This window comes from Janthinobacterium sp. OK676 (assembly GCF_900103595.1).
In the GTDB taxonomy this organism is placed as follows: Bacteria; Pseudomonadota; Gammaproteobacteria; order Burkholderiales; family Burkholderiaceae_D; genus Janthinobacterium.
The window spans coordinates 60,470-79,609 of record NZ_FNHA01000005.1 but is presented as its reverse complement, the minus strand read 5'-3'; the positions used below and the strand labels follow the sequence as shown (position 1 = coordinate 79,609).

Below are 19,140 nucleotides of genomic sequence, written 5' to 3'. Positions count from 1 at the left end.
TGGGATTATTGTTTGCTATTCAGTCGATTGCTGACGATGGACGCTTACAAGATATACGCGTACTACAAGGGGACTACACGCCAAGCAGCTCGGTCAATACCGGCATCTTGGCCTCCAGTTCGGATGCAGCAAAAGTCTCGACGATCTGACCGTGCTCCATCACATAAAACCGGTCCGCCAGCGGCGCGGCAAACCGGAAATTCTGTTCCACCATGACAATGGTGTAGCCCTTCGCTTTCAGGGTGGTGATCATGCGCGCCAGCCCTTGCACGATGACGGGCGCCAGGCCTTCGGATATTTCATCGAGCAGCAGCAGGCGCGCGCCCGTGCGCAGAATGCGCGCCACGGCCAGCATCTGCTGTTCCCCGCCCGACAGGCGCGTGCCCTGGCTGTGCCGGCGTTCCTGCAAGTTCGGGAACATGGCGTAGATTTCCTCCACCGACATGCCCTTCTCGCCGCTGGCCAGGGTCGGCGGCAGCAGCAGGTTTTCCTCCGTCGACAGCGAGGAAAAAATGCCGCGCTCTTCGGGACAATACCCGATGCCCAGGTGGGCGATTTTGTGCGTGGCCAAACCTATCGCTTCGGCGCCGTTGACTTTGATGGAACCCGTGCGCGCGCCCGTCAGCCCCATGATGGCGCGCAGGGTGGTGGTGCGGCCGGCGCCGTTGCGGCCCAGCAAAGTCACCACTTCGCCCTGCTGCACTTTCAGGTTCACGTCGTGCAGGATGTGCGATTCGCCATACCAGGTGTGCAGCTGTGTAATTTCCAGCGCGGGTGCGCCGCCATTCACTTGTGTCGCCATCAATGCGCCCCTTCCAGTTCCGCGTGGGTGGTGCCCATGTACGCTTCCATCACTTGCGGATTGCGCGACACTTCCGCATAACTGCCTTCGGCCAGCATGGCGCCACGCTGCAGAACGGAAATTTTGTCGCAGATGCCAGAGACCACGCTCATATTGTGTTCCACCATCAAAATGGTGCGGCCGGCCGACACTTTTTTGATCAGTTCCGTCACGCGGTGCACGTCTTCGTGGCCCATGCCCTGCGTCGGTTCGTCGAGCAGCATCATTTCCGGTTCCATCGCCAGGGTGGTGGCAATTTCCAGCGCCCGCTTGCGCCCGTAGGGCATATCGACCGTGATGGTGTCGGCAAACTCCGTCAGGTCGACTTCGGCCAGCAAGGCCATGGCGCGGTCGTTGAGCTGGTTCAATGCCCGTTCGCTTTGCCAGAAGTGGAACGAGGTACCGAGCTGGCGCTGCAAGCCGATGCGCACATTTTGCAGCACGGATAAATGGGGGAAGACGGCGGAAATCTGGAAGGAACGGATCACGCCCATGCGCGCGATCTGGGCCGGTTTGGCGGCCGTGATATCTTTCCCATTGAACAGGATCTGTCCGGAAGTGGGGACCAGGAATTTGGTGAGCAAGTTAAAACACGTGGTCTTGCCGGCGCCGTTAGGACCGATCAAGGCGTGGATATGGCCGCGCTCTACCTTCAGGTTCACCTCGCTCACAGCGGTGAAACCCTTGAATTCCTTGGTCAAATTTCTTGTTTCCAAGATTACGTTTGACATCGTGTCTCCTAGTTGTACTTTTTGTACTACTTAGTCATTTTTATAATACACAACTTAAATTTAACGCACAATACAGTATAACTACGGGGATTTTTCGCCAGCCCGAATGGCGCAAACTCCCATGCTTGCCCCGCTATTTCCAGGCCGCGTGTATCATTTGCGCCGCTTTTTCCGCGATCATCACGGTGGGCGAGTTCGTGTTACCAGAAGTAATGTACGGCATGATCGACGCGTCAACGACGCGCAAGCCTGCCACGCCGATCACGCGCAAGGTGCTGTCGACCACGCTGGAGACATCGCTGGCCAGGCCCATGCGGCAAGTGCCCACGGGATGAAAAATGGTGGTGCCGATCTGGCTGGCCGCCTGCGCCAGTTCTTCCTGGCTCTGGAATTGCACGCCGGGTTTGTATTCCTGCGGCGCGAATTTTTTCAGGGCCGGCGCGGCGGCAATGGCCCGCGTCAGGCGCAAGGCGTCGGCCGCCACGCTGCGGTCCTGCTCCGTACTCAGGTAATTGGGCACGATGTGCGGCGCCGCATAGCTGTCGGCCGATGCGATGTGCACATGGCCGCGCGAGGTGGGACGCAGATTGCACACGCTGGCCGTAAACGCGGGAAACGCATGCAAGGGTTCGCCGAATTTGTCCAAGGACAAGGGTTGCACGTGGTATTGCAGGTTCGGCGTGGCTTGCAGTGGATCGGACTTGGCGAACGCCCCCAGCTGCGACGGCGCCATCGACATGGGTCCGCTCTGGAACAGCGCATATTGCAAGCCGATCTGCATCTTGCCCAGCATATTGCCCGCCATGATGTTCAAGGTTTTCACGCCCTGCACTTTAAAGACCATGCGCAGCTGCAAATGATCCTGCAAATTGCCGCCCACGCCAGCGGAGTCCAACACGGGCACGATGCCATGCTGCTGCAGCAAGGCGGCCGGGCCGATGCCGGACAATTGCAGCAATTGGGGCGAACCGATGGCGCCCGCCGTCAGCAAGGTTTCCCGCCGCGCCGTCGCCTGCCACTGCGTGCCGCCGCCCGTAAACACGATGCCCGTGCAACGGGGCCCCGACTCCGAAGTCTCAATCAACAGACGTTCCACGTGGCAGCCCGTCATGATGGTCAGGTTCGGGCGGCGCGACGCCGGTTTCAAGAACGCCTTCGAGGTATTCCAGCGGATGCCGCGGCGCTGGTTGACGTCGAAATACGCGCTGCCGCTATTGTCGCCACCGTTGAAATCGCTGGTTTTCGGGATGCCGACTTGCTGCGCCGCATCGCGAAACGCGTTCAGGATATCCCACGACAGCCGCTGTTTTTCCACGCGCCACTCGCCGCCCACGCCATGGTTTTCCGACGCGCCGCCGTAATAATCCTCGCTTTGCTTAAACAGCGGCAAGACCTTGTCCCAGCGCCAGGAAGCGTCGTCCGTCAAGTCGGCCCAGTGGTCGTAATCGCCGGCCTGGCCCCGCATATAGATCATGCCGTTGATGGAAGAGCTGCCGCCGAGCACTTTGCCGCGCGGATAGATCAGGCTGCGCCCGCCCAGTCCCGCGTCCGCCTGCGTGGAATACAGCCAGTCCGTGCGGGGGTTGCCGATGCAATGCAAGTAGCCGACGGGGATGTGGATCCACACGTAGTCGTCCTTGCCGCCCGCTTCCACGAGCAAAACGTTGGCATCCTTGTCGCGTGTGAGCCGGTTGGCCAGCACGCAACCTGCCGTGCCGCCGCCCACGATGATGTAGTCGTATTCGCCTGCCGATTCCAATGAAGCTCCTTTCGGTATGCCATCAAGCTGTCGCGCGGCGTGTCTCCCCACCGCGCTCCGCTACCAGAGTCTGTCTTTTTTCATGCATGCATGGCTGCTGAGCCGCCTTGAGATTACCACCAGTGCCGTGCCAGGGCGACATTAATCGTTGCCTGGGATACGAACAAGCGTCACGGCAAGGTAAAAAAAGCATCAAGCCAGGGGCTTGCGGACTGTGGATAACCATATGGATATCCACAGGTACGATATGTGCGTAAACGAAAATTTTTTTCGGCGGCTTTTTTTTGTCCAGAAACCATCCCAGGCAGATACAACGCTTACTCAGCGCTTATCCGTACGCCAAGCGATTGTTTACAAGGATAAATCGGCACTTATCCACAGAAGATGTGTCCGTTAACTACTATTACTATTCTTGTATACGAACTTGTTAAGGTAAACCCGACAACGCGCGCTATGCCTGCCATACGCCTTGAAGAACGTTCGCAAGCCTGTCTTCAAAAAAAGCCGGGAAGCTGCTTTTGCCGACAAAAAAAAAATCGCGCCAACAACTACGCGACGAAAACCGGCACGGCCGGCATCACGCACACAGCACTGCCAAACCGTTTTGCAAAATGGAAACGTCAACAGACCTGAGCAGGCACAGTGCCGGCAGGTGGTTCGATGTCGAAAAAAGGGGAATTTGAAACGATTGTGGATAAGTCACTTGATATCCACAGGATGACTTGTGCGTAAACACGAACTTTTGCACAGGTCCGCATTTTATACAATTTTGCTCCTCGCGTGATACAGCGATTATGCACCCTTTATTTTACGTGTAAACGGTTGATCCTGTTGAAAAAAAGCGACTTATCCACAGAAAAAAACGCGTTTACTATTACTACTATTTTTATATATAGATCTATTGTAAACCGACAAAAAAAGCGGAAGTCCGGGGATATTTCCAAAAGGCACGCCAAACCATCAAAAAAAAAGCCGACGGCAACATCACGACCGACTGCCAAACCGTCTTCCAGGAATCACCTCGATGCCAGCCTCCGTGAAAAAACAGCGCTCGTGGTCGCTCAACGTTCATTGCCAGACAAGATCCCATGCTGACGAAACACGTCAAACATGCCACTACAGCAAGAAAAGCCATGATTTTTGCTTCGCGGTGTGGATAAGTTCCTGTATATCCACAGGATGAGATGTGGGAAAAGTCGATCTTTGTCCACAGCCCAATTTTTATCCCAAACAAGTCCTCCGTAGATACAATGCTTGTGCGCCTACTTTTTTGTGGGCTAAGTCGATGATTTTTCGATGGTATACCGACTTATCCACAAAAAAATGGCCGTTTACTATCACTACTATTTTTATGTATACATCTTTATTTAAAACACAGAGACAAACGCGAACGGTGGAAAAGTCGTCGAAACGGCTGTTTTCACCGTGTAAACCGTTTTGCAATTCAAAAAACCTGTAAAAACAGCATGAATTCACACAAAAAAATGCGTTTAGGCATCATCAGTGCCTTGCACGAAGAACAGCAGGGGCTGGTAGAAGCCATGCAAGGCCCCCAGAGGCGTTCGCACGGCATGCGCGACTACACCCTGGGAACCCTGTGGAATATCGACGCTGTGTGCGTCCTGTCGCGTCTGGGCAAGGTTGCCGCTGCCATGACAGCTTCTATCCTTGTGGAAAAGTACGGAGTTACCCACATCGTCTTCACCGGCGTAGCCGGCAGTGGGGATAAGCGCGTGAAAGTGGGCGATATCGTCGTGGCCGAAGCGCTGTTGCAGCACGATATGGACGCGCGCCCTCTGTTTCCCCGCTTCGAAGTGCCATTGACGGGACTGCAGCGTTTTGCCACGGACCTGGAACTGAGCACGCAGCTGGCTGCCGCCGCGGAAGATTTCCTGCGTGACGATGTGTCCAGCGTGCTCAAGGCGGCAGATATCGCGGCATTTGGCTTACAGCATGCGCGAGTGCACCGCGGCCTGATCGCCAGCGGCGACCAGTTCATCAGCAGCGCCGTGCATCTGCACCAGCTGAAAGTTGATATCCCCGACCTGCTGGCCGTCGAAATGGAAGGCGCCGCCGTGGCGCAAGTATGTTTTGAACTGGGCGTGCCGTTTACGGTCATGCGCACCATTTCCGACAATGCCAACGAAGAGGCGGCCGTCGACTTCATGCGCTTCGTGCAAACCGTCGCCTCGCCGTACGCGTTGACGGTGATCCAGCAATTGTGCCAGCGCCTGGCTGGCTGATTTTTCAGCCAGTGTGTATAAAAAAGGGCAGAACCACTGGTTCTGCCCTTTTACGTTGACTGCCTGCTTAAATGTTAGACACTGAGCATCATTAAACTCGCGTTACCGCCTGCCGCCGTCGTATTCACGCACAGCGCCCGCTCAGCAACCAGACGCCACAGGGGGATGGCCTCGTCCTGCGTGGTCGCAATCGTGGCCACCAGGGCCCCGTCCCGTGCCGCCAGCAGCGGTTTGAGCTGCGCATCGAGGCCAGGTTCGATCATGGCGATCTGGAAATCATGCTTGACCGACTCCAGGCTGCTGACGATCTGGATGCGGTCCTTCAGCGCGGCCGGCAAGTCGCCCGGGATCAGCTCCGGTGCTTGCGCCAGCACGAGGGCCTGGTTACCGGTGGCCAGGACGGCCGCCAGCTGGTTCATCAGCGTTCCAGAGGTCGCCGCTGCGCACAAAATCGTGCCGCGCGAGGCAAAGCTCAGGGTATTGCGTTCGCCGGTCGGGCCTGGCAAGACGGTGGTGCTGCCCAGCAAGGTCGTGCGCGCGTATTCCTGCGCCAGTTGCTCGACCTTGTCGTGGCCATGCATCTTTGCCCACACGGTCAGCGCGTCGAGCGCTGGCGGCGCCTGGCGCTGGTGCTGCGCGCCGGCCGGCGCATTGCGCTGCAGGCGCTTCAGGTACAGGGGGCCGCCCGCCTTGGGGCCGGTTCCGGATTTGCCTTCGCCGCCGAACGGCTGCACGCCGACGACGGCGCCAACGATGTTGCGGTTCACATAAATATTGCCCACATGCGCGCGCTTGGTGATGAAAGCTATGGTTTCATCGATGCGCGTATGGATGCCCAGAGTCAGACCGTAACCGCTGTCGTTGATCGATTGCACCAGTTGCGGCAGTTCGGAGCGCTTGTAGCGGATCACGTGCAGCACGGGGCCGAAGACTTCCTGCGTCAATTGTTCCAGCGACTTGATTTCCAGCACGGTCGGGGCGACAAACGTGCCTTTGACGGTCGGCAAATCGAGCGAATAATGGTCGAGGGCCACGGTCTTCATCTTGTTGATGTGGGCTAGCAAGTTACCTTGCGCTTCCGCATCGATGACGGGACCGATATCGGTGGCCAGGCGGTCAGGATTACCCACGCGCAATTCCTGCATGGCGCCCTTGAGCATGTGGATGGTCTTGTCGGCGATTTCCGCTTGCAGGAACAGCACGCGCAAGGCAGAGCAGCGCTGGCCGGCGCTGTCGAAAGCGGACGACATCACGTCCTGCACCACTTGCTCCGGCAAGGCGGACGAATCGACGATCAGGGCATTCTGGCCACCCGTTTCGGCGATCAGGGGAATATCGATGCCCTCAGCCACGGCGCGCGCGGCCAAGTTGCGGTTGATCAATTGCGCCACTTCCGTCGAGCCCGTGAAAATCACGCCTCTGACGCGCGCGTCATTGCACAGGCCGGCGCCAACGACTTCTCCGCTGCCGGGCAAGAATTGCAGCGCGCCGCGCGGCACGCCCGCCATGTGCAGCAATTGCACGGCGCGGTGGGCGATCAGCGGCGTCTGCTCGGCAGGCTTGGCCAGTACCACGTTGCCTGCTGCCAGGGCGGCGGCCAGCTGGCCCGTAAAGATGGCCAGCGGGAAGTTCCACGGGCTGATGCAGGTGACGGGACCGAGCGCCAGGGTATTTGGCGCGTGTTCCACCTGCGCCGCGTAGTAGCGCAGGAAGTCGACGGCTTCGCGGATTTCCGCGATCGCGTTCGGCAGGGACTTGCCCGCTTCGCGCACGGCCAGGGCCATCAGCTCGATGTGGTGTTCCTCGAACAGGTCGGCGGCGCGCTGCAAGGCTTGCGCGCGGACTGACGGTTCCGTGGTTTGCCAATCCATGGCATATGCGCTGGCGCTGGCCAGCGCCGTTTCCACGTCGGCCGGGCCCGCTTCCATGACCTTGCCCACGACATCGTCGTGCTGGGCCGGATTGTGGATGATTTGCATGGGCGTATTCAGGCTGACGGCGCCATCGATCAGCGGCGCCGCCTGCCAGGTCTGCTGCTGCGCCAGGCCCGTGGCCAAGGTGCGCAAGGTGTCTTCATTCGACAGGTCCAGGCCGGCCGAGTTCTTGCGTTCGCTGCCAAACATGTCCAGCGGCAGCGGAATCGACGGGTGCGGCAAGCCGCCCTGCAGGCGCGCCTGCTCGAGCGGATCGCGGATCAGGCTATCGATGGCCACGCTTTCGTCGACGATCTGGTTGACGAACGACGAATTGGCGCCGTTTTCCAGCAGGCGGCGCACCAGGTAGGCCAGCAGGGTTTCATGCGAGCCGACGGGGGCGTAGATGCGGCATGGCTTGTCGAGATTCTCGGGGCCGACGACCTGGTCGTACAGGGTCTCGCCCATGCCGTGCAGGCACTGGAATTCGTAGTCGGTGATGCCGTCGCGTTGCGCCCAGGTATAAATGGTCGACAGGGTTTGCGCGTTGTGCGTGGCAAATTGTGGATAGATCAGGCTGCTGGCGGCCAGCAGTTTTTGCGCGCATACGAGGTAAGAGACGTCTGTGTAAACCTTGCGCGTGTAGACGGGATAGCCTTCCTGGCCATCGACTTGGGCGCGTTTGATTTCCGCATCCCAATACGCACCCTTGACCAGGCGTACCATGAACTTGCGGCCGCTGCGGTGCGCCAGATCGATCAGGAAATCGATGGCGAACGGGCAGCGTTTTTGATACGCCTGCACCACGTAGCCGATGCCGTCGAAGCCTGCCAGGTCCGCATCGAAGGCCAGTGCTTCCATCAGGTCGAGCGACAGTTCCAGGCGGTCCGTTTCTTCCGCATCGATGTTGAAGCCGATGTTGTACTGTTTGGCCAGCAACAGCAGCGCTTTGACTTTCGGCAGCAATTCTTCCATGACACGGGCGCGTTGGGCGCGGCTGTAGCGCGCATGCAGGGCCGACAGTTTTACGGAAATGCCGGGGCCGTTGCGGATGCCGCGGCCGTTCGACGCCTTGCCGATGGCGTGGATCGCCGTTTCGTACGAGGCGTAGTAGTTGGCCGCGTCCTGCTGCGTCAGGGCCGCCTCGCCCAGCATGTCGTACGAGTAACGGTAGCCGCGCGTTTCATTCTCGCGGCTGTTCTTCAATGCTTCTTCGATGGTTTGACCTGTAACAAACTGGTTGCCCAGCATGCGCATGGCCAGGTCGACGCCCTTGCGTATCAGCGGTTCGCCGCCTTTGGCGATGAGCTTGGTCATGGCCGAACCGAGGCCCGACTCGCTGCTGGTACTGACCAGTTTGCCCGTAATCAGCAAGCCCCAGGTGGCCGCGTTGACGAACAGCGATGGCGATTCGCCCAGGTGTTTCTTCCAGTCGCCCTTGCTGATTTTGTCGGCGATCAAACGGTCGGCCGTCTGACTGTCGGGTATACGCAACAGCGCTTCAGCCAGACACATTAATGCAACACCCTCTTCCGACGATAGTGAGAACTCGTGCATCAGTGCATCGACGCCGGACGCGCGTGTGCGTTTTTGGCGCACGTTCGAGACCAGGCGGTGCGCCAGCGCTTGTCCTTCGGCCGTCGTTTCGGTGCTGCTGGGGCGCACTTGTTGCAACAGCCACTGCACCGCGGAAACCTCGTCGCGCCTATAGGCGGCGGTGATGGCGGCGCGTTGTGGAGTCGCTTCGGGCAGGATTTCTGCCTGGAACGCAGCAAAAGGAATCGGGGTAAAAGCCGAGGGGCCTGCAGGGTGCATAAGTGCTCTTTACAAGGAAAATGGGGACGAAAACTGCCGTAATTCTTGCTCTTTTTTGGTGCAAAAAAATACAGAAAGTCGGACGTTAAGATGATTCGATTGTAAAGGGGATTCTTATGGATTAATTCTGGTAATACAGGGGGCTAGCAATAGATAGTTTTTGATGCGACAATTTAACCAAATAATATTAATTTGGGGGTGATGGTAATGCTGGACAAGATCAGTAAGAAAATCTTGATGGAATTGCAGAGCGATGGACGCATCAGCAATGTGGAGCTGGCCGCGCGCGTGAACCTGTCGCCGGCGGCCTGTCTGGAGCGCGTGCGCAAGTTGCACGAATCCGGTTACATCATGGGCTATACGGCCCAGTTGAACCCGCAGCTGCTCGACGTATCGTTGCTGGTGTTCATCGAAGTGGTGCTCGATCGCACGACACCGGAAGTGTTCGACGCCTTCAAGCATAGCGTACAAATCATTCCAGAGGTACTGGAATGTCACATGGTCGCCGGCGGTTTCGATTACCTGGTCAAGGCGCGCGTCAAGGACATGGCCGCCTACCGCGAATTCCTGGGCAAGACCTTGCTGCAGAAAGGTGTGCGGGAAACCCACACTTATGCTGTCATGGAAGAGGTCAAAAACACCACCAAATTGCCAATTAAGTGACCCTGGTGTAGCGGCCCCGTTTTTCTGATTGAGCTATCGGAACAAATGTTGTAGGGTAGAACTTCAATTCTGCTATCCGGTAGCCGGCCTGAAAACACGCGCAGACGTTGTGTTCAGGGTGCAAGGTGGGCAATCGTGCCCATCCGCATACGGCCACAGCACGTCCCCTCAGCGGGACGTGACGGGTTCGCGCAGCGGGGGACAAATGAAGCAGTTGCAGCATCAGCTGGTGCGTTTCTTTGTATTCACGATCCTGGCGATGGCCGTGGCCTGTTGCCTGGCTTATCTGTTGCTGCTGTCGGGCGGCGACCATCCTTATTTGATTGCCTGCGTGGCCGCCGCCATCGGCGCCGCGCTGCTGGCGTTTGCCGGTCGTCCGCGCGGCGAGCCGGGCTTGCACCAGTTCGCCGACACGGTGGGTAATGCCATCGATGCCATCATGATTGGCGCGGCGGAAACCTCGTATTTTGTCGATTCCGTCAAACAGAAGGTGGAACTTGACGTGCGCACGGCCAGCGACATTGCCGACAGTTCCGTACAAAATGCCGCAATGACGGAAAAGATCGCCGCCAATGCGGAGCGGGCCGCCAAGGTGGCCGCCGGCGTGCGCGTGGAAAGCGTGGCGGCGCGCGCCGAAGTGGACCAGGGCTTGCGCCGCATCAATCATGCCCGCGAGGAGGCGCAAGGCGCGTCCAGCACCATGCTGAGCCTGCAGGAAAAATCCAAACGCATCACGGGCTTTACGGAAGCCATTTCCGATATTTCCGCGCGTACCAACTTGCTGGCGCTGAACGCCGCCATTGAAGCGGCCCGTGCCGGCGAACACGGCCGCGGTTTTGCCGTCGTGGCCGGTGAAGTGCGGCAATTGGCGCAGCGCACCAAGGAGGCTTCTGATGAAATCAGCGTGATGGTGCGCGAAATCAATGAACAGTCGGAAAAGGCCGCGCGGGGCATGAGTTCGCTGGCGGCCGGCGTGACGGAAGCGGCGCGCAATGTGGAAAGCGTACATGCCTCACTGAGCCATATCGAGCAATCGTCGGGCGAATCGGAAGACGAGATCGGGCAAATCGCCCAGGCCTCGCGCGAACACGTCGATACGACCCAGGTGATCGCCGACGCCATCCTGCAAATCCGCGACAGCATGCTGTCGACCAATGCCGAATTGCCGCGCGCCACGCAGTCGGCCATGGCCCTGGCCGAGCGGGCCGAAGTGATCGCCGGCGCCCTCGGCGAATCGAGCGTGGCGACGCCGCACGACGAGATCCGCGAGGCGGCCCAGCGCGCCGCGCGCGAGGTGGGCAAACTGTTCGAACAAGCGATCGCGTCGGGCCGCATCACGCGCGAAGCCCTGTTCGACCGCCATTACCGGCCCATTCCGAACACGAATCCGCCCAAGCACAACACGAAGTTCGACGCGTTTACGGACAAGGTGCTGCCCGACCTGCAGGAAGGCGTGCTGGCCGCCCTGCCCCATTTGGCGTATGCGGGCGCCGTCGACAACAATGGCTATTTCCCAACGCATAACAAGAAGTTTTCCCAGCCGCTGACGGGCGACTACGCCACCGATATGGTCAATAACCGCACCAAGCGCATCTTCAGCGACCGCACGGGCAAGCGCTGCGGCAGCAACACCAAGGCCTTCCTGTTGCAGACGTATAAACGCGACACGGGCGAGGTCATGCACGATTTGTCCGTGCCCATCCACGTCGAGGGCAAGCACTGGGGCGGCTTTCGCATCGGTTACCGCTCCAGCAGTCACGCATAGCAAAACGCCTGATGAGAGATCATCAGGCGTTTTTTCTTCTGCAGGCGACGCTTATTCGATATGGGGCTTGGGCGCCACGCCGCCGCCGGCCGCTGTGGCCGTCCGTAAAGTGGGCGTGTTCATGCTTTCCAGATGATTACGCAGCCATTTGTGGGCGGGGCTGCGGGCGTCGCGCTCGTGCCACAGCATGTCCAGGTGGACGGCCGGCAAGGTCAGCGGCAAATCCTTGTACAGCAGGGACTCCGTCATGCCCGTCGAGGCGATCAAATGGCGCGGCAAGACCGTGATCAGGTCGGAATTGGCGACCACTCGGCCTGCCGTGAAGAACTGGTTGACCGTCAGCAAGATGCGCCGTTCACGGTGGATCTGCGACAGCGCTTCGTCGATCAAGCCATGCGCACGGCCGGAAAAGCTCACCAATAAATGGTTCGCAGCGCAGTAGTTATCCAGGGTCAATTCCTTGTCGGCCAGCGGATGGCCGCGCCGCATCACGCACACATACTTGCCGGAATACAGGCGCTCGTGGCGGATGGGCGAACCCGTTTCGCTGGACAATTGCGCCGCCACGCCGGGAAAGAAGCCCACGGCCAGGTCGATGTCGCCGCGCAGCAGCATGGGCCGCGGTTCGCGCGTGGTCAGCGGCATCATGCGCACGTTGACGCCGGGCGCTTCCCGTTCGATCGAACGCATCAGCGAGGGCAGCCAGAAGGCGGCCGTCGCATCGGCCATCGCCATGCGGAAGGTGGCGTGCGTTTTCGACACGTCGAAGGTTTCCGGCGTGACGGCCGCTTCCAGGCTGGCCAGGGCCGAGCGCACGGATGGCCATAGTGCTTCGGCGCGGGGCGTGGGTTTCACGCCGTACGCCGTGCGGATCAGCAATTCGTCACCGAGGCTCTCGCGCAGGCGTTTGATGGCGTTTGATACCGCCGGCTGCGTCATCGCCAGGTGGCCGGCTGCGCGCGTCAGGTTTTGTTCCGTCATGACGGCGTCGAAAACACGCAGCAAGTTCAGATCCAGCGTCAGAAAACTCATGGAAAGCCCAAGATAAAAGTTGAATTGATTACTTAAAATTGATTACTTAGGAGTGTAAACCGCGCCGGGCACGAATATTTTCACTCGTTAAAAAATATTACAGTTTTCCATTCACGATTCATATAATTGGTATCAAGAAATGGAATTAGATTTATATGTTGCACTGCACTATAGTACTGGCAAATTCTATAATGCACTGGAACACTATGTCTACCTTCGCCTCCGCCCTGTACGCAGTATCCGCACCCGTGCTGGAGATTTCCCTGCTGAACGCCCTGCAACTCGTGCTGGTGATCGTCGCCGTGGGCGCGTTTGCCCTGCTGTTCAAGCCTTTGCTGGTGGGCATCGCGCGCGCCATGATGCTGGTGGTGCGTCCCAAGCTGAGCCGTGAAGAGCGTTTGGCGCGCCAGCAGATGCGTGAAGCGCAAGCCTTGAAACGCACCTTGGGCAAGATGGATGGCGTGTCGCCAAGCAACGCCGCCGAATTGCGCGCCCTGTCGACACGCGCATAAGCTCGCTGTTGCAGAAAGACAAGCCGGCATGCGCCGGCTTTTTTTACGCCCGCGTTGTGCTTCAGGCCATGTCACCCAGCAAATGCGCGCGCAACAGGGTGTCGGCCGGATGGGCGCCGATCCAGATTTTCAGCAGCGCATTGTAAAAGGCCAGGTCCGGCACCATGTCGCCCACCTGCTTGCCGTTCAGCTTGCACAACGTGCCCTCTTCCGGCAGCCAGTCCACGGTGAGAATGTCGCCCTTTTTCAGGCCGGGCACCATTTCGAACATGGCGCCGAACTGCATCGTCTGGCTCAGCAGGCGCGTGCGGTCGGCCTGGTCGGAGCTGCGCTTCAAGCCTTGCATGAAGGCTTGTCCCAATTCGTCGGAAGTGATGTCGCGCAGCATGACGATTTCCAGGCGGCGCGGTCCTGGCAGGGGCAGGATGTCGGCCAGCTGGGTTTTCTTTTCCGGCAGGTACAGCGCGATCGTGTAGACCTTGAAGATGACCTTGTAGCGTACACCGGCGCCGTTGAGTTTCAGCTCGCGGCTGGCCAGCTGCACCGTGTCGTCCAGCTTGACGCCGCCCACCTCGACGGCCAGCGCTGCTTGTGCCAGGCAGGCGCACAGGCAGGCGCCTGCGAGGGAACGGCCGAAACGGGATGTGCGTATTTGCATCTTCTACCTCCGTGGAAACCATGGGCTGTGGATAAGTCAGCACACAGTGTAGAACAGTTGGCAGAAGCTGGCGCCACGCAGAAGTGGTGCGGGAGAAAAGCTTAAGGCTTGGCGGGCAGTTCAGCCTGCAGGCGTTCGTACTTGGCCATCAATTGCTCCGGGCTTTCGCGCCAGGCGGGATTGAAGGGGATGCAGCTGACGGGGCACACTTGCTGGCATTGCGGCTCGTCAAAGTGACCCACGCATTCGGTGCACTTGTTGGGATCGATTTCGTAGATTTCCGCGCCCATGTAGATCGCGTCATTCGGGCACTCGGGCTCGCAAATGTCGCAATTGATGCATTCGTCGGTGATCAGTAATGCCATGATTTCACTCTTACTTATTGCGATGAGGCAGCGTTGGCGGCAATCTTGTTTTGCAGCCAGCGGTTCACCGAGGGGAAGACAAACTTGGAGACGTCGCCGCCCAGCGCCGCGATTTCGCGCACGATGGTGCCCGAAATGAACTGGTACTGGTCGGACGGCGTCAGGAACATGGTTTCGACATCGGGCAGCAGGTAGCGGTTCATGCCCGCCATCTGGAATTCGTATTCGAAGTCGGAGACGGCGCGCAAGCCGCGCACGATGACCCGCGCTTCATGCTTGCGCACGAAATCCTTGAGCAAGCCGGAAAAGCTTTCCACTTGCACGTTCGGGTAGTGGCCAAGCACTTCGTTGGCGATTTCCAGGCGTTCGTCGAGCGAGAAAAACGGTTGCTTGTTCTTGCTGTCGGCCACACCGACGATCAGCTTGTCAAACAGACCCGATGCGCGGCGCACCAAATCTTCATGACCACGCGTGAGCGGATCGAATGTTCCTGGATAAACGGCTACAACCATTGCGGCTCCCTGACGATGCACCAATATAGACGCGCATTATGCCTGAAATTGGTGCTGCGCCTCGGGCCAGGGAGCGTTTTTGCCTCATTTATAGGCAGATTCAGGCAGTTGCCGGCACTTTGTTGTAAGTTAGCAAATGATAATAAACGGTGCCCGCCTTGTCGGCGCGGATGACTTCCCACGGCGCCATCCATTCCGGCTTTTCCGGTGCGCTCGTGTCATCGAAGACCAGCGGCAAGCCTGATTCCGCGTACACGATGCCGCCTTCCTTGAGCAGGTTGGCGCACAGCGGCAACACTTTCGCCAGGAAATCCTGCTGGTAGGGTGGATCGAGGAAGATCAGGTCGAAACGCTGGCCGCGCGCCGCCAGGCCTTGCGCCGTCAGCAGGGCGTCGCCGCGCAGCAGTTGCACGTTATCAGCACGCAATTTCGTCTTGTTCTCTTCCAGCTGGCGGATCACGGGCGTGTGCGTGTCGACCATGGTGACGGACGCGGCGCCGCGGCTGGCCGCTTCAAAACCCAGTGCGCCGCTGCCGGCGAACAGGTCCAGCACCTGGGCGTTGGCCCAGTCGCCGTCGCGCAAGTGATTGATCCAGTTAAATACGGTTTCGCGCACGCGGTCCGGTGTCGGGCGCAAGCCCAGTGCCTGCAAAACAGGCAGCACGGAGCGCTTCCACTGGCCGCCGATGATGCGCACCTGGTTCGGTGGCGGCGCGTGGTGGACGGGGACTTTGGCGGGTTTTTTAATCTTCTTTTGCATGGGGATTTCTTCAATTCGGTGGCGGCCACTATAGCATATGGCCCCCTCCCCCCTGCTGGCGCTGCCCCGCTATTTGGCTTGCGTGGCCAGGGAATTGAAATCGTCGATCCAGCCCTGCATGCGCTTGACGGCGTGGGCCTTTTGCGCCGGCGTGGCGATCTTGATCACCGTCAAGACCATCTGTGCCGTGCTGCTTTCGTAGGCATCGAAGAAAGCCTTGCGCTCCGAATGTTCGAGGCGCTCGAAACTGTCCTTGATCAGGGTCGTGATCAAGCTTATGGTGGCGTCCTTGCCGAGTTTTTCCTGGTGGACCTTCTTGACCAGGTTCAACACATTCTGCTGGCGCCGCATGCGCTCATCGAGCCAGATCTCATTGTTCAGCGGACGCGCGTCCGACGCCTTGCGGATGATGGCTTCCTGCTCGCTGCTGAAGCTGCCGAACCACAATTCGAATTGTTCCATGGCTTTCTTGTAGCGCAGTTTCTGGCGCTTCTCCTGATCGCCGCTCAGGTATTTCTTGCGGTAATCATCATTGTTCGACTTGAACTTCTTTTCCATCTGCGCGATCTGCTCGGGCTTGAGCGAGCGCGCCAGATCGGCCAGCTCGGGCGCCGCCTTCAGCAGCAGCGCCTGGGTGCGCTGCTTGATCTCGGCGTAATCCATCATCAGGTCCGCCTGCGTGATATTGCCTTGCAACTGCTTCTGGCCCGTGCGCAGGATTTCCACGTAATCCTTCAATTGCGTCTTGCGGTGCCAGTCGAACAGCTTGTCGATATCTTCGCGCACCCAGCCCTTCTGGTCGCGGTCCAGGTCGACATACGCGTTCAGCCACCAGTACAGCACGGTATCGCCATTGTTGTAGGCCAGGCGCAAGCCGCTGCAGCCGGCCACGATAATGAAAAGCATGGCCAGCACGGCGTAACGAAAGCGACTGGAGAACGGGGCCTGCGTGTTAAAATTTTTCATATTCTTAACTTATAAAAACTACAGTCTATGAACGTTGTCATTCTCGCTGCCGGTATGGGCAAACGCATGCAGTCGGCACTGCCCAAGGTATTGCACCCGTTGGCGGGCAAGCCGCTGTTGTCGCACGTCATCGACACGGCGCGTAGCCTGGCGCCGTCCCGATTATGCGTGATTTACGGGCATGGGGGCGCAGCGGTGCTGAAGTTGCTCGACGGCTATAAAGTGAACCATGCCGTGCAGATCGACGCCGCTGAGCAGGCGCGGCAGCTGGGCACTGGCCACGCCGTGCAACAAGCGCTGCCTTTGCTGGACGACAATGTGCCGACCCTGATCCTGTATGGCGACGTGCCGCTGACCAGCGCCGCTTCCCTGCAGCAGCTGGTGCAGGCGGCCGGCAACGATAAACTGGCCATCCTGACCGTGGAACAGGACGATCCCTTCGGCCTGGGCCGCATCGTGCGCGAGCACGGCGCCATCGTGCGCATCGTCGAGGAAAAGGATGCCACGCCAGCAGAGCGCGCCATCAAGGAAATCAACAGCGGCATCATGGTCGCGCCCACTGTGGCCCTGAAGCAGTGGCTGTCGGCCTTGTCGAATGACAATGCGCAAGGGGAATACTATCTGACCGATATCGTCGCCCAGGCCGTCACCGATGGCGTGGCCGTCACCTCGGCGCATCCAAGCGCCGTGTGGGAAGTGGCGGGCGTCAACAGCAAGGTGCAGCTGGCCCAGCTGGAACGCATTCACCAGAACAATATCGCGCAAGCGCTGCTCGAGCGGGGCGTGACCCTGTTTGACCCGGCCCGCATCGACGTGCGCGGCGAACTCATTTGCGGCCGCGATGTCACCATCGACGTCGGCTGCGTGTTCGAAGGCAGAGTCGAACTGGGCGACGGCGTGCGCGTGGGCGCCAACAACGTCTTCATCAACGCCACGGTGGCGGCCGGCGCGCACATCAAGCCCTTCTGCCATATCGAGGACGCCATCGTCGGCGCCGCCTCCATCATCGGCCCGTATGCGCGCCTGCGCCCGGGCACGGTCTTGGCGGAAGACGTGCACATCGGTAACTTCGTCGAAGTGAAAAACAGCCAGATCGCCGCGCACAGCAAGGCCAATCACCTGGCCTACATCGGCGATGCCACCATCGGCTCCAAGGTCAACATCGGCGCCGGCACGATTACCTGCAACTACGATGGCGTGAACAAGTTCCGCACGGTGATTGAGGACGATGCTTTCATTGGCAGCGACAGCCAGCTGATCGCGCCCGTCACCGTCGGCAAGGGCGCCACCTTGGGCGCCGGCACGACCTTGTCGAAAGATGCGCCGGCGGGCAAGCTGACCGTCTCCCGCGCGCGGCAAGTGACGATTGACGGCTGGACGCGTCCCGTGAAAATCAAGAAGTAAGCGCACCGCCCTCGGTACGTATGACGCCGTCAGCCTGTCCGGGCTGGCGGCGTTTTTTTACGCCTGTGAATAATCCTGTGGAGCATTGGCTGGCAACCCGGGATAAGTCCGACCATTTTTTCCATCCCGTATTTTCTCCGTATTGTCGTGTGTGGATAAACATGTGAACAAGCATGCGGACAAGTGATGGATAAGGCCGGTATAAGCTGCGTATAAACGGTAAAGAACCTGTGGAAAAGACGGGATAAGTTTCTGGTCCAGCTTGCCGCTCCAGCGTACAAGCCAGTCTGGGCAGGCTGAAAAAGTATCGCTGGTTTTTTGCTTGCCTGGACTGTGGATAAGCTTGTGTGCAATCTGCGGATAAGTGATGAATAACTTATAAGTCATTGTATTGTAAGGATATTCAAGAGTTATTCTTCAATGCTGGCTGTGGGTAAAGCTGTGCAAAAGCCTGTGATTAAAGCGTGGGCAAGCGATGGATAAGCCGGGATAAGTTTTGCCCGGCAGCCGATGTGCATTTATTCAGAGGCCTCCTGCGAGACCAGATGTGGCAGCCGTGAAAATCCGTGATTTTTATACTGTGGATAAACTTGTGTATAAGCATGCAGAAAAGTGAGGATAAGCAGGGATAACTGTTCTGTCCGCTTGCTTCACACCGCGATGCGCGTCTCGAATTTGCTGCGGAACGTGGAAAAATAGCTTTTCACGTTGCGCACATTCGCGTGCGCGGCGAACAGGCGATGCGCCAGTGCATGGTAGGCGGGCATGTCGGCCACCTGCACCATCAGCACGAAATCGGGTCCGGGCGAGACGCGGTAGCATTGCAGCACGGCGGGTTCGTCCGCCACGAGTTGTTCGAACTCCGCCATGCGCTCCGTCGCCTGTACGTCGAGCGTGATTTCCACGATGGCAGTCAGGCGCGCGCCCACCAGCTGCGGCGCGACGATGGCCACTTGGCGTTCGATGACGCCGCTTTCCCGCAAATGCTTGACCCGCCGCAAACAGGTGGGCGCCGAGACGTGCACCGCTTGCGCCAGTTCACTGTTGGTTTGCGATGCATCAATTTGCAAGGCGTTCAGGATGCGACGATCGATTTCGTCGAGGGTAATGTTGTCTTCGCTCATGGTATTGATGAATTGGAGAATATATTGAGTTTAAATGAAATAATATTTCATCATAAAATAGAGGTGAAATATTCAGT

16 protein-coding genes are annotated in these 19,140 nt (G+C 58.8%); 5 read left to right on the top strand and 11 right to left on the bottom strand.

Annotated features, from left to right (window positions below):
* Positions 1–73: 73 nt before the first annotated feature.
* The 3 genes from BLU39_RS11795 to BLU39_RS11785 all read right to left on the bottom strand — a co-directional run bounded on the left by BLU39_RS11795 (position 74) and on the right by BLU39_RS11785 (position 3,331).
* Positions 74–802: an ABC transporter ATP-binding protein gene (locus tag BLU39_RS11795; protein WP_092713169.1), complete on the bottom strand. Its 729-nt coding sequence runs from the start codon at positions 800–802 to the stop codon at positions 74–76.
* Complete coding sequence (locus tag BLU39_RS11790) at positions 802–1,572, bottom strand: ABC transporter ATP-binding protein (RefSeq protein ID WP_035823437.1); 771 nt, start codon at positions 1,570–1,572, stop codon at positions 802–804. Before BLU39_RS11790 ends, BLU39_RS11795 begins: the two co-directional genes overlap by 1 nt.
* A gap of 133 nt (positions 1,573–1,705) precedes the next feature.
* Complete coding sequence (locus BLU39_RS11785; protein ID WP_092713167.1) at positions 1,706–3,331, bottom strand: GMC family oxidoreductase; 1,626 nt, start codon at positions 3,329–3,331, stop codon at positions 1,706–1,708.
* Positions 3,332–4,797: 1,466 nt separating this feature from the next.
* On the opposite strand from BLU39_RS11785, the gene BLU39_RS11780 reads away from it, so the two are divergent.
* The gene (locus BLU39_RS11780; RefSeq protein ID WP_092713165.1) at positions 4,798–5,574 is read left to right on the top strand and encodes a 5'-methylthioadenosine/adenosylhomocysteine nucleosidase; all 777 of its coding nucleotides are present in this window, start codon (positions 4,798–4,800) and stop codon (positions 5,572–5,574) included.
* A 74-nt stretch (positions 5,575–5,648) separates the two neighbouring features.
* Here the strand turns inward: BLU39_RS11780 and putA are convergent, their stop codons facing one another.
* Positions 5,649–9,302 carry a trifunctional transcriptional regulator/proline dehydrogenase/L-glutamate gamma-semialdehyde dehydrogenase gene (putA, locus tag BLU39_RS11775; RefSeq protein ID WP_092713163.1) on the bottom strand — a complete coding sequence of 1,218 codons (3,654 nt, stop codon included), beginning with the start codon at positions 9,300–9,302 and terminating at the stop codon, positions 5,649–5,651.
* 207 nt (positions 9,303–9,509) lie between these two features.
* Between putA and BLU39_RS11770 the strand changes: the two genes are divergently transcribed.
* Both BLU39_RS11770 and BLU39_RS11765 read left to right on the top strand, forming a co-directional pair.
* Positions 9,510–9,965, top strand: a complete 456-nt coding sequence (locus BLU39_RS11770) for an Lrp/AsnC ligand binding domain-containing protein (protein ID WP_010393827.1) — start codon at positions 9,510–9,512, stop codon at positions 9,963–9,965.
* 205 nt (positions 9,966–10,170) lie between these two features.
* Complete coding sequence (locus BLU39_RS11765) at positions 10,171–11,730, top strand: methyl-accepting chemotaxis protein (protein WP_092713161.1); 1,560 nt, start codon at positions 10,171–10,173, stop codon at positions 11,728–11,730.
* 51 nt (positions 11,731–11,781) lie between these two features.
* On the opposite strand, the gene BLU39_RS11760 is transcribed toward BLU39_RS11765, so the two are convergent.
* Positions 11,782–12,762: a LysR family transcriptional regulator gene (locus tag BLU39_RS11760; RefSeq protein WP_034752642.1), complete on the bottom strand. Its 981-nt coding sequence runs from the start codon at positions 12,760–12,762 to the stop codon at positions 11,782–11,784.
* A gap of 206 nt (positions 12,763–12,968) precedes the next feature.
* On the opposite strand from BLU39_RS11760, the gene BLU39_RS11755 reads away from it, so the two are divergent.
* A complete protein-coding gene (locus BLU39_RS11755; RefSeq protein ID WP_034752641.1) occupies positions 12,969–13,274 on the top strand; it encodes a hypothetical protein in 306 nt (101 codons plus the stop codon).
* 61 nt (positions 13,275–13,335) lie between these two features.
* On the opposite strand, the gene BLU39_RS11750 is transcribed toward BLU39_RS11755, so the two are convergent.
* From BLU39_RS11750 to BLU39_RS11730, 5 genes are all read right to left on the bottom strand, one after another.
* Positions 13,336–13,932, bottom strand: a complete 597-nt coding sequence (locus tag BLU39_RS11750; RefSeq protein WP_092713159.1) for a chalcone isomerase family protein — start codon at positions 13,930–13,932, stop codon at positions 13,336–13,338.
* Between the two features lie 101 nt (positions 13,933–14,033).
* On the bottom strand, positions 14,034–14,297 hold the full coding sequence (locus tag BLU39_RS11745; RefSeq protein ID WP_070303217.1) for a YfhL family 4Fe-4S dicluster ferredoxin: 264 nt from the start codon (positions 14,295–14,297) through the stop codon (positions 14,034–14,036).
* Between the two features lie 14 nt (positions 14,298–14,311).
* Positions 14,312–14,809: a pantetheine-phosphate adenylyltransferase gene (gene coaD / locus BLU39_RS11740; protein ID WP_034752633.1), complete on the bottom strand. Its 498-nt coding sequence runs from the start codon at positions 14,807–14,809 to the stop codon at positions 14,312–14,314.
* Between the two features lie 100 nt (positions 14,810–14,909).
* Positions 14,910–15,569 (bottom strand): 16S rRNA (guanine(966)-N(2))-methyltransferase RsmD, encoded by a 660-nt coding sequence (gene rsmD / locus BLU39_RS11735; protein WP_092713157.1) that lies wholly within the window; start codon positions 15,567–15,569, stop codon positions 14,910–14,912.
* A 69-nt stretch (positions 15,570–15,638) separates the two neighbouring features.
* Positions 15,639–16,535 (bottom strand): DUF6279 family lipoprotein, encoded by an 897-nt coding sequence (locus BLU39_RS11730; protein WP_232731258.1) that lies wholly within the window; start codon positions 16,533–16,535, stop codon positions 15,639–15,641.
* A 27-nt stretch (positions 16,536–16,562) separates the two neighbouring features.
* Here BLU39_RS11730 and glmU point away from each other — a divergent pair, with 27 nt between their 5' ends.
* A complete protein-coding gene (gene glmU / locus BLU39_RS11725; protein WP_092713155.1) occupies positions 16,563–17,939 on the top strand; it encodes a bifunctional UDP-N-acetylglucosamine diphosphorylase/glucosamine-1-phosphate N-acetyltransferase GlmU in 1,377 nt (458 codons plus the stop codon).
* 650 nt (positions 17,940–18,589) lie between these two features.
* Here glmU and BLU39_RS11720 read toward each other — a convergent pair.
* The gene (locus BLU39_RS11720; RefSeq protein WP_092713153.1) at positions 18,590–19,063 is read right to left on the bottom strand and encodes an Lrp/AsnC family transcriptional regulator; all 474 of its coding nucleotides are present in this window, start codon (positions 19,061–19,063) and stop codon (positions 18,590–18,592) included.
* Positions 19,064–19,140 lie beyond the last annotated feature (77 nt).

Excerpts from the sequence above, each read along its gene's own strand:
- BLU39_RS11795 (WP_092713169.1), bottom strand. The coding sequence starts at position 802 with ATGGCGACACAAGTGAATGGCGGCGCACCCGCGCTGGAAATTACACAG.
- BLU39_RS11790 (WP_035823437.1), bottom strand. The coding sequence starts at position 1,572 with ATGTCAAACGTAATCTTGGAAACAAGAAATTTGACCAAGGAATTCAAG.
- BLU39_RS11780 (WP_092713165.1), top strand. The coding sequence starts at position 4,798 with ATGAATTCACACAAAAAAATGCGTTTAGGCATCATCAGTGCCTTGCAC.
- putA (WP_092713163.1), bottom strand. The coding sequence starts at position 9,302 with ATGCACCCTGCAGGCCCCTCGGCTTTTACCCCGATTCCTTTTGCTGCG.
- BLU39_RS11770 (WP_010393827.1), top strand. The coding sequence starts at position 9,510 with ATGCTGGACAAGATCAGTAAGAAAATCTTGATGGAATTGCAGAGCGAT.
- BLU39_RS11765 (WP_092713161.1), top strand. The coding sequence starts at position 10,171 with ATGAAGCAGTTGCAGCATCAGCTGGTGCGTTTCTTTGTATTCACGATC.
- BLU39_RS11760 (WP_034752642.1), bottom strand. The coding sequence starts at position 12,762 with ATGAGTTTTCTGACGCTGGATCTGAACTTGCTGCGTGTTTTCGACGCC.
- BLU39_RS11755 (WP_034752641.1), top strand. The coding sequence starts at position 12,969 with ATGTCTACCTTCGCCTCCGCCCTGTACGCAGTATCCGCACCCGTGCTG.
- BLU39_RS11750 (WP_092713159.1), bottom strand. The coding sequence starts at position 13,932 with ATGCAAATACGCACATCCCGTTTCGGCCGTTCCCTCGCAGGCGCCTGC.
- BLU39_RS11745 (WP_070303217.1), bottom strand. The coding sequence starts at position 14,297 with ATGGCATTACTGATCACCGACGAATGCATCAATTGCGACATTTGCGAG.
- coaD (WP_034752633.1), bottom strand. The coding sequence starts at position 14,809 with ATGGTTGTAGCCGTTTATCCAGGAACATTCGATCCGCTCACGCGTGGT.
- rsmD (WP_092713157.1), bottom strand. The coding sequence starts at position 15,569 with ATGCAAAAGAAGATTAAAAAACCCGCCAAAGTCCCCGTCCACCACGCG.
- BLU39_RS11730 (WP_232731258.1), bottom strand. The coding sequence starts at position 16,535 with ATGAAAAATTTTAACACGCAGGCCCCGTTCTCCAGTCGCTTTCGTTAC.
- glmU (WP_092713155.1), top strand. The coding sequence starts at position 16,563 with ATGAACGTTGTCATTCTCGCTGCCGGTATGGGCAAACGCATGCAGTCG.
- BLU39_RS11720 (WP_092713153.1), bottom strand. The coding sequence starts at position 19,063 with ATGAGCGAAGACAACATTACCCTCGACGAAATCGATCGTCGCATCCTG.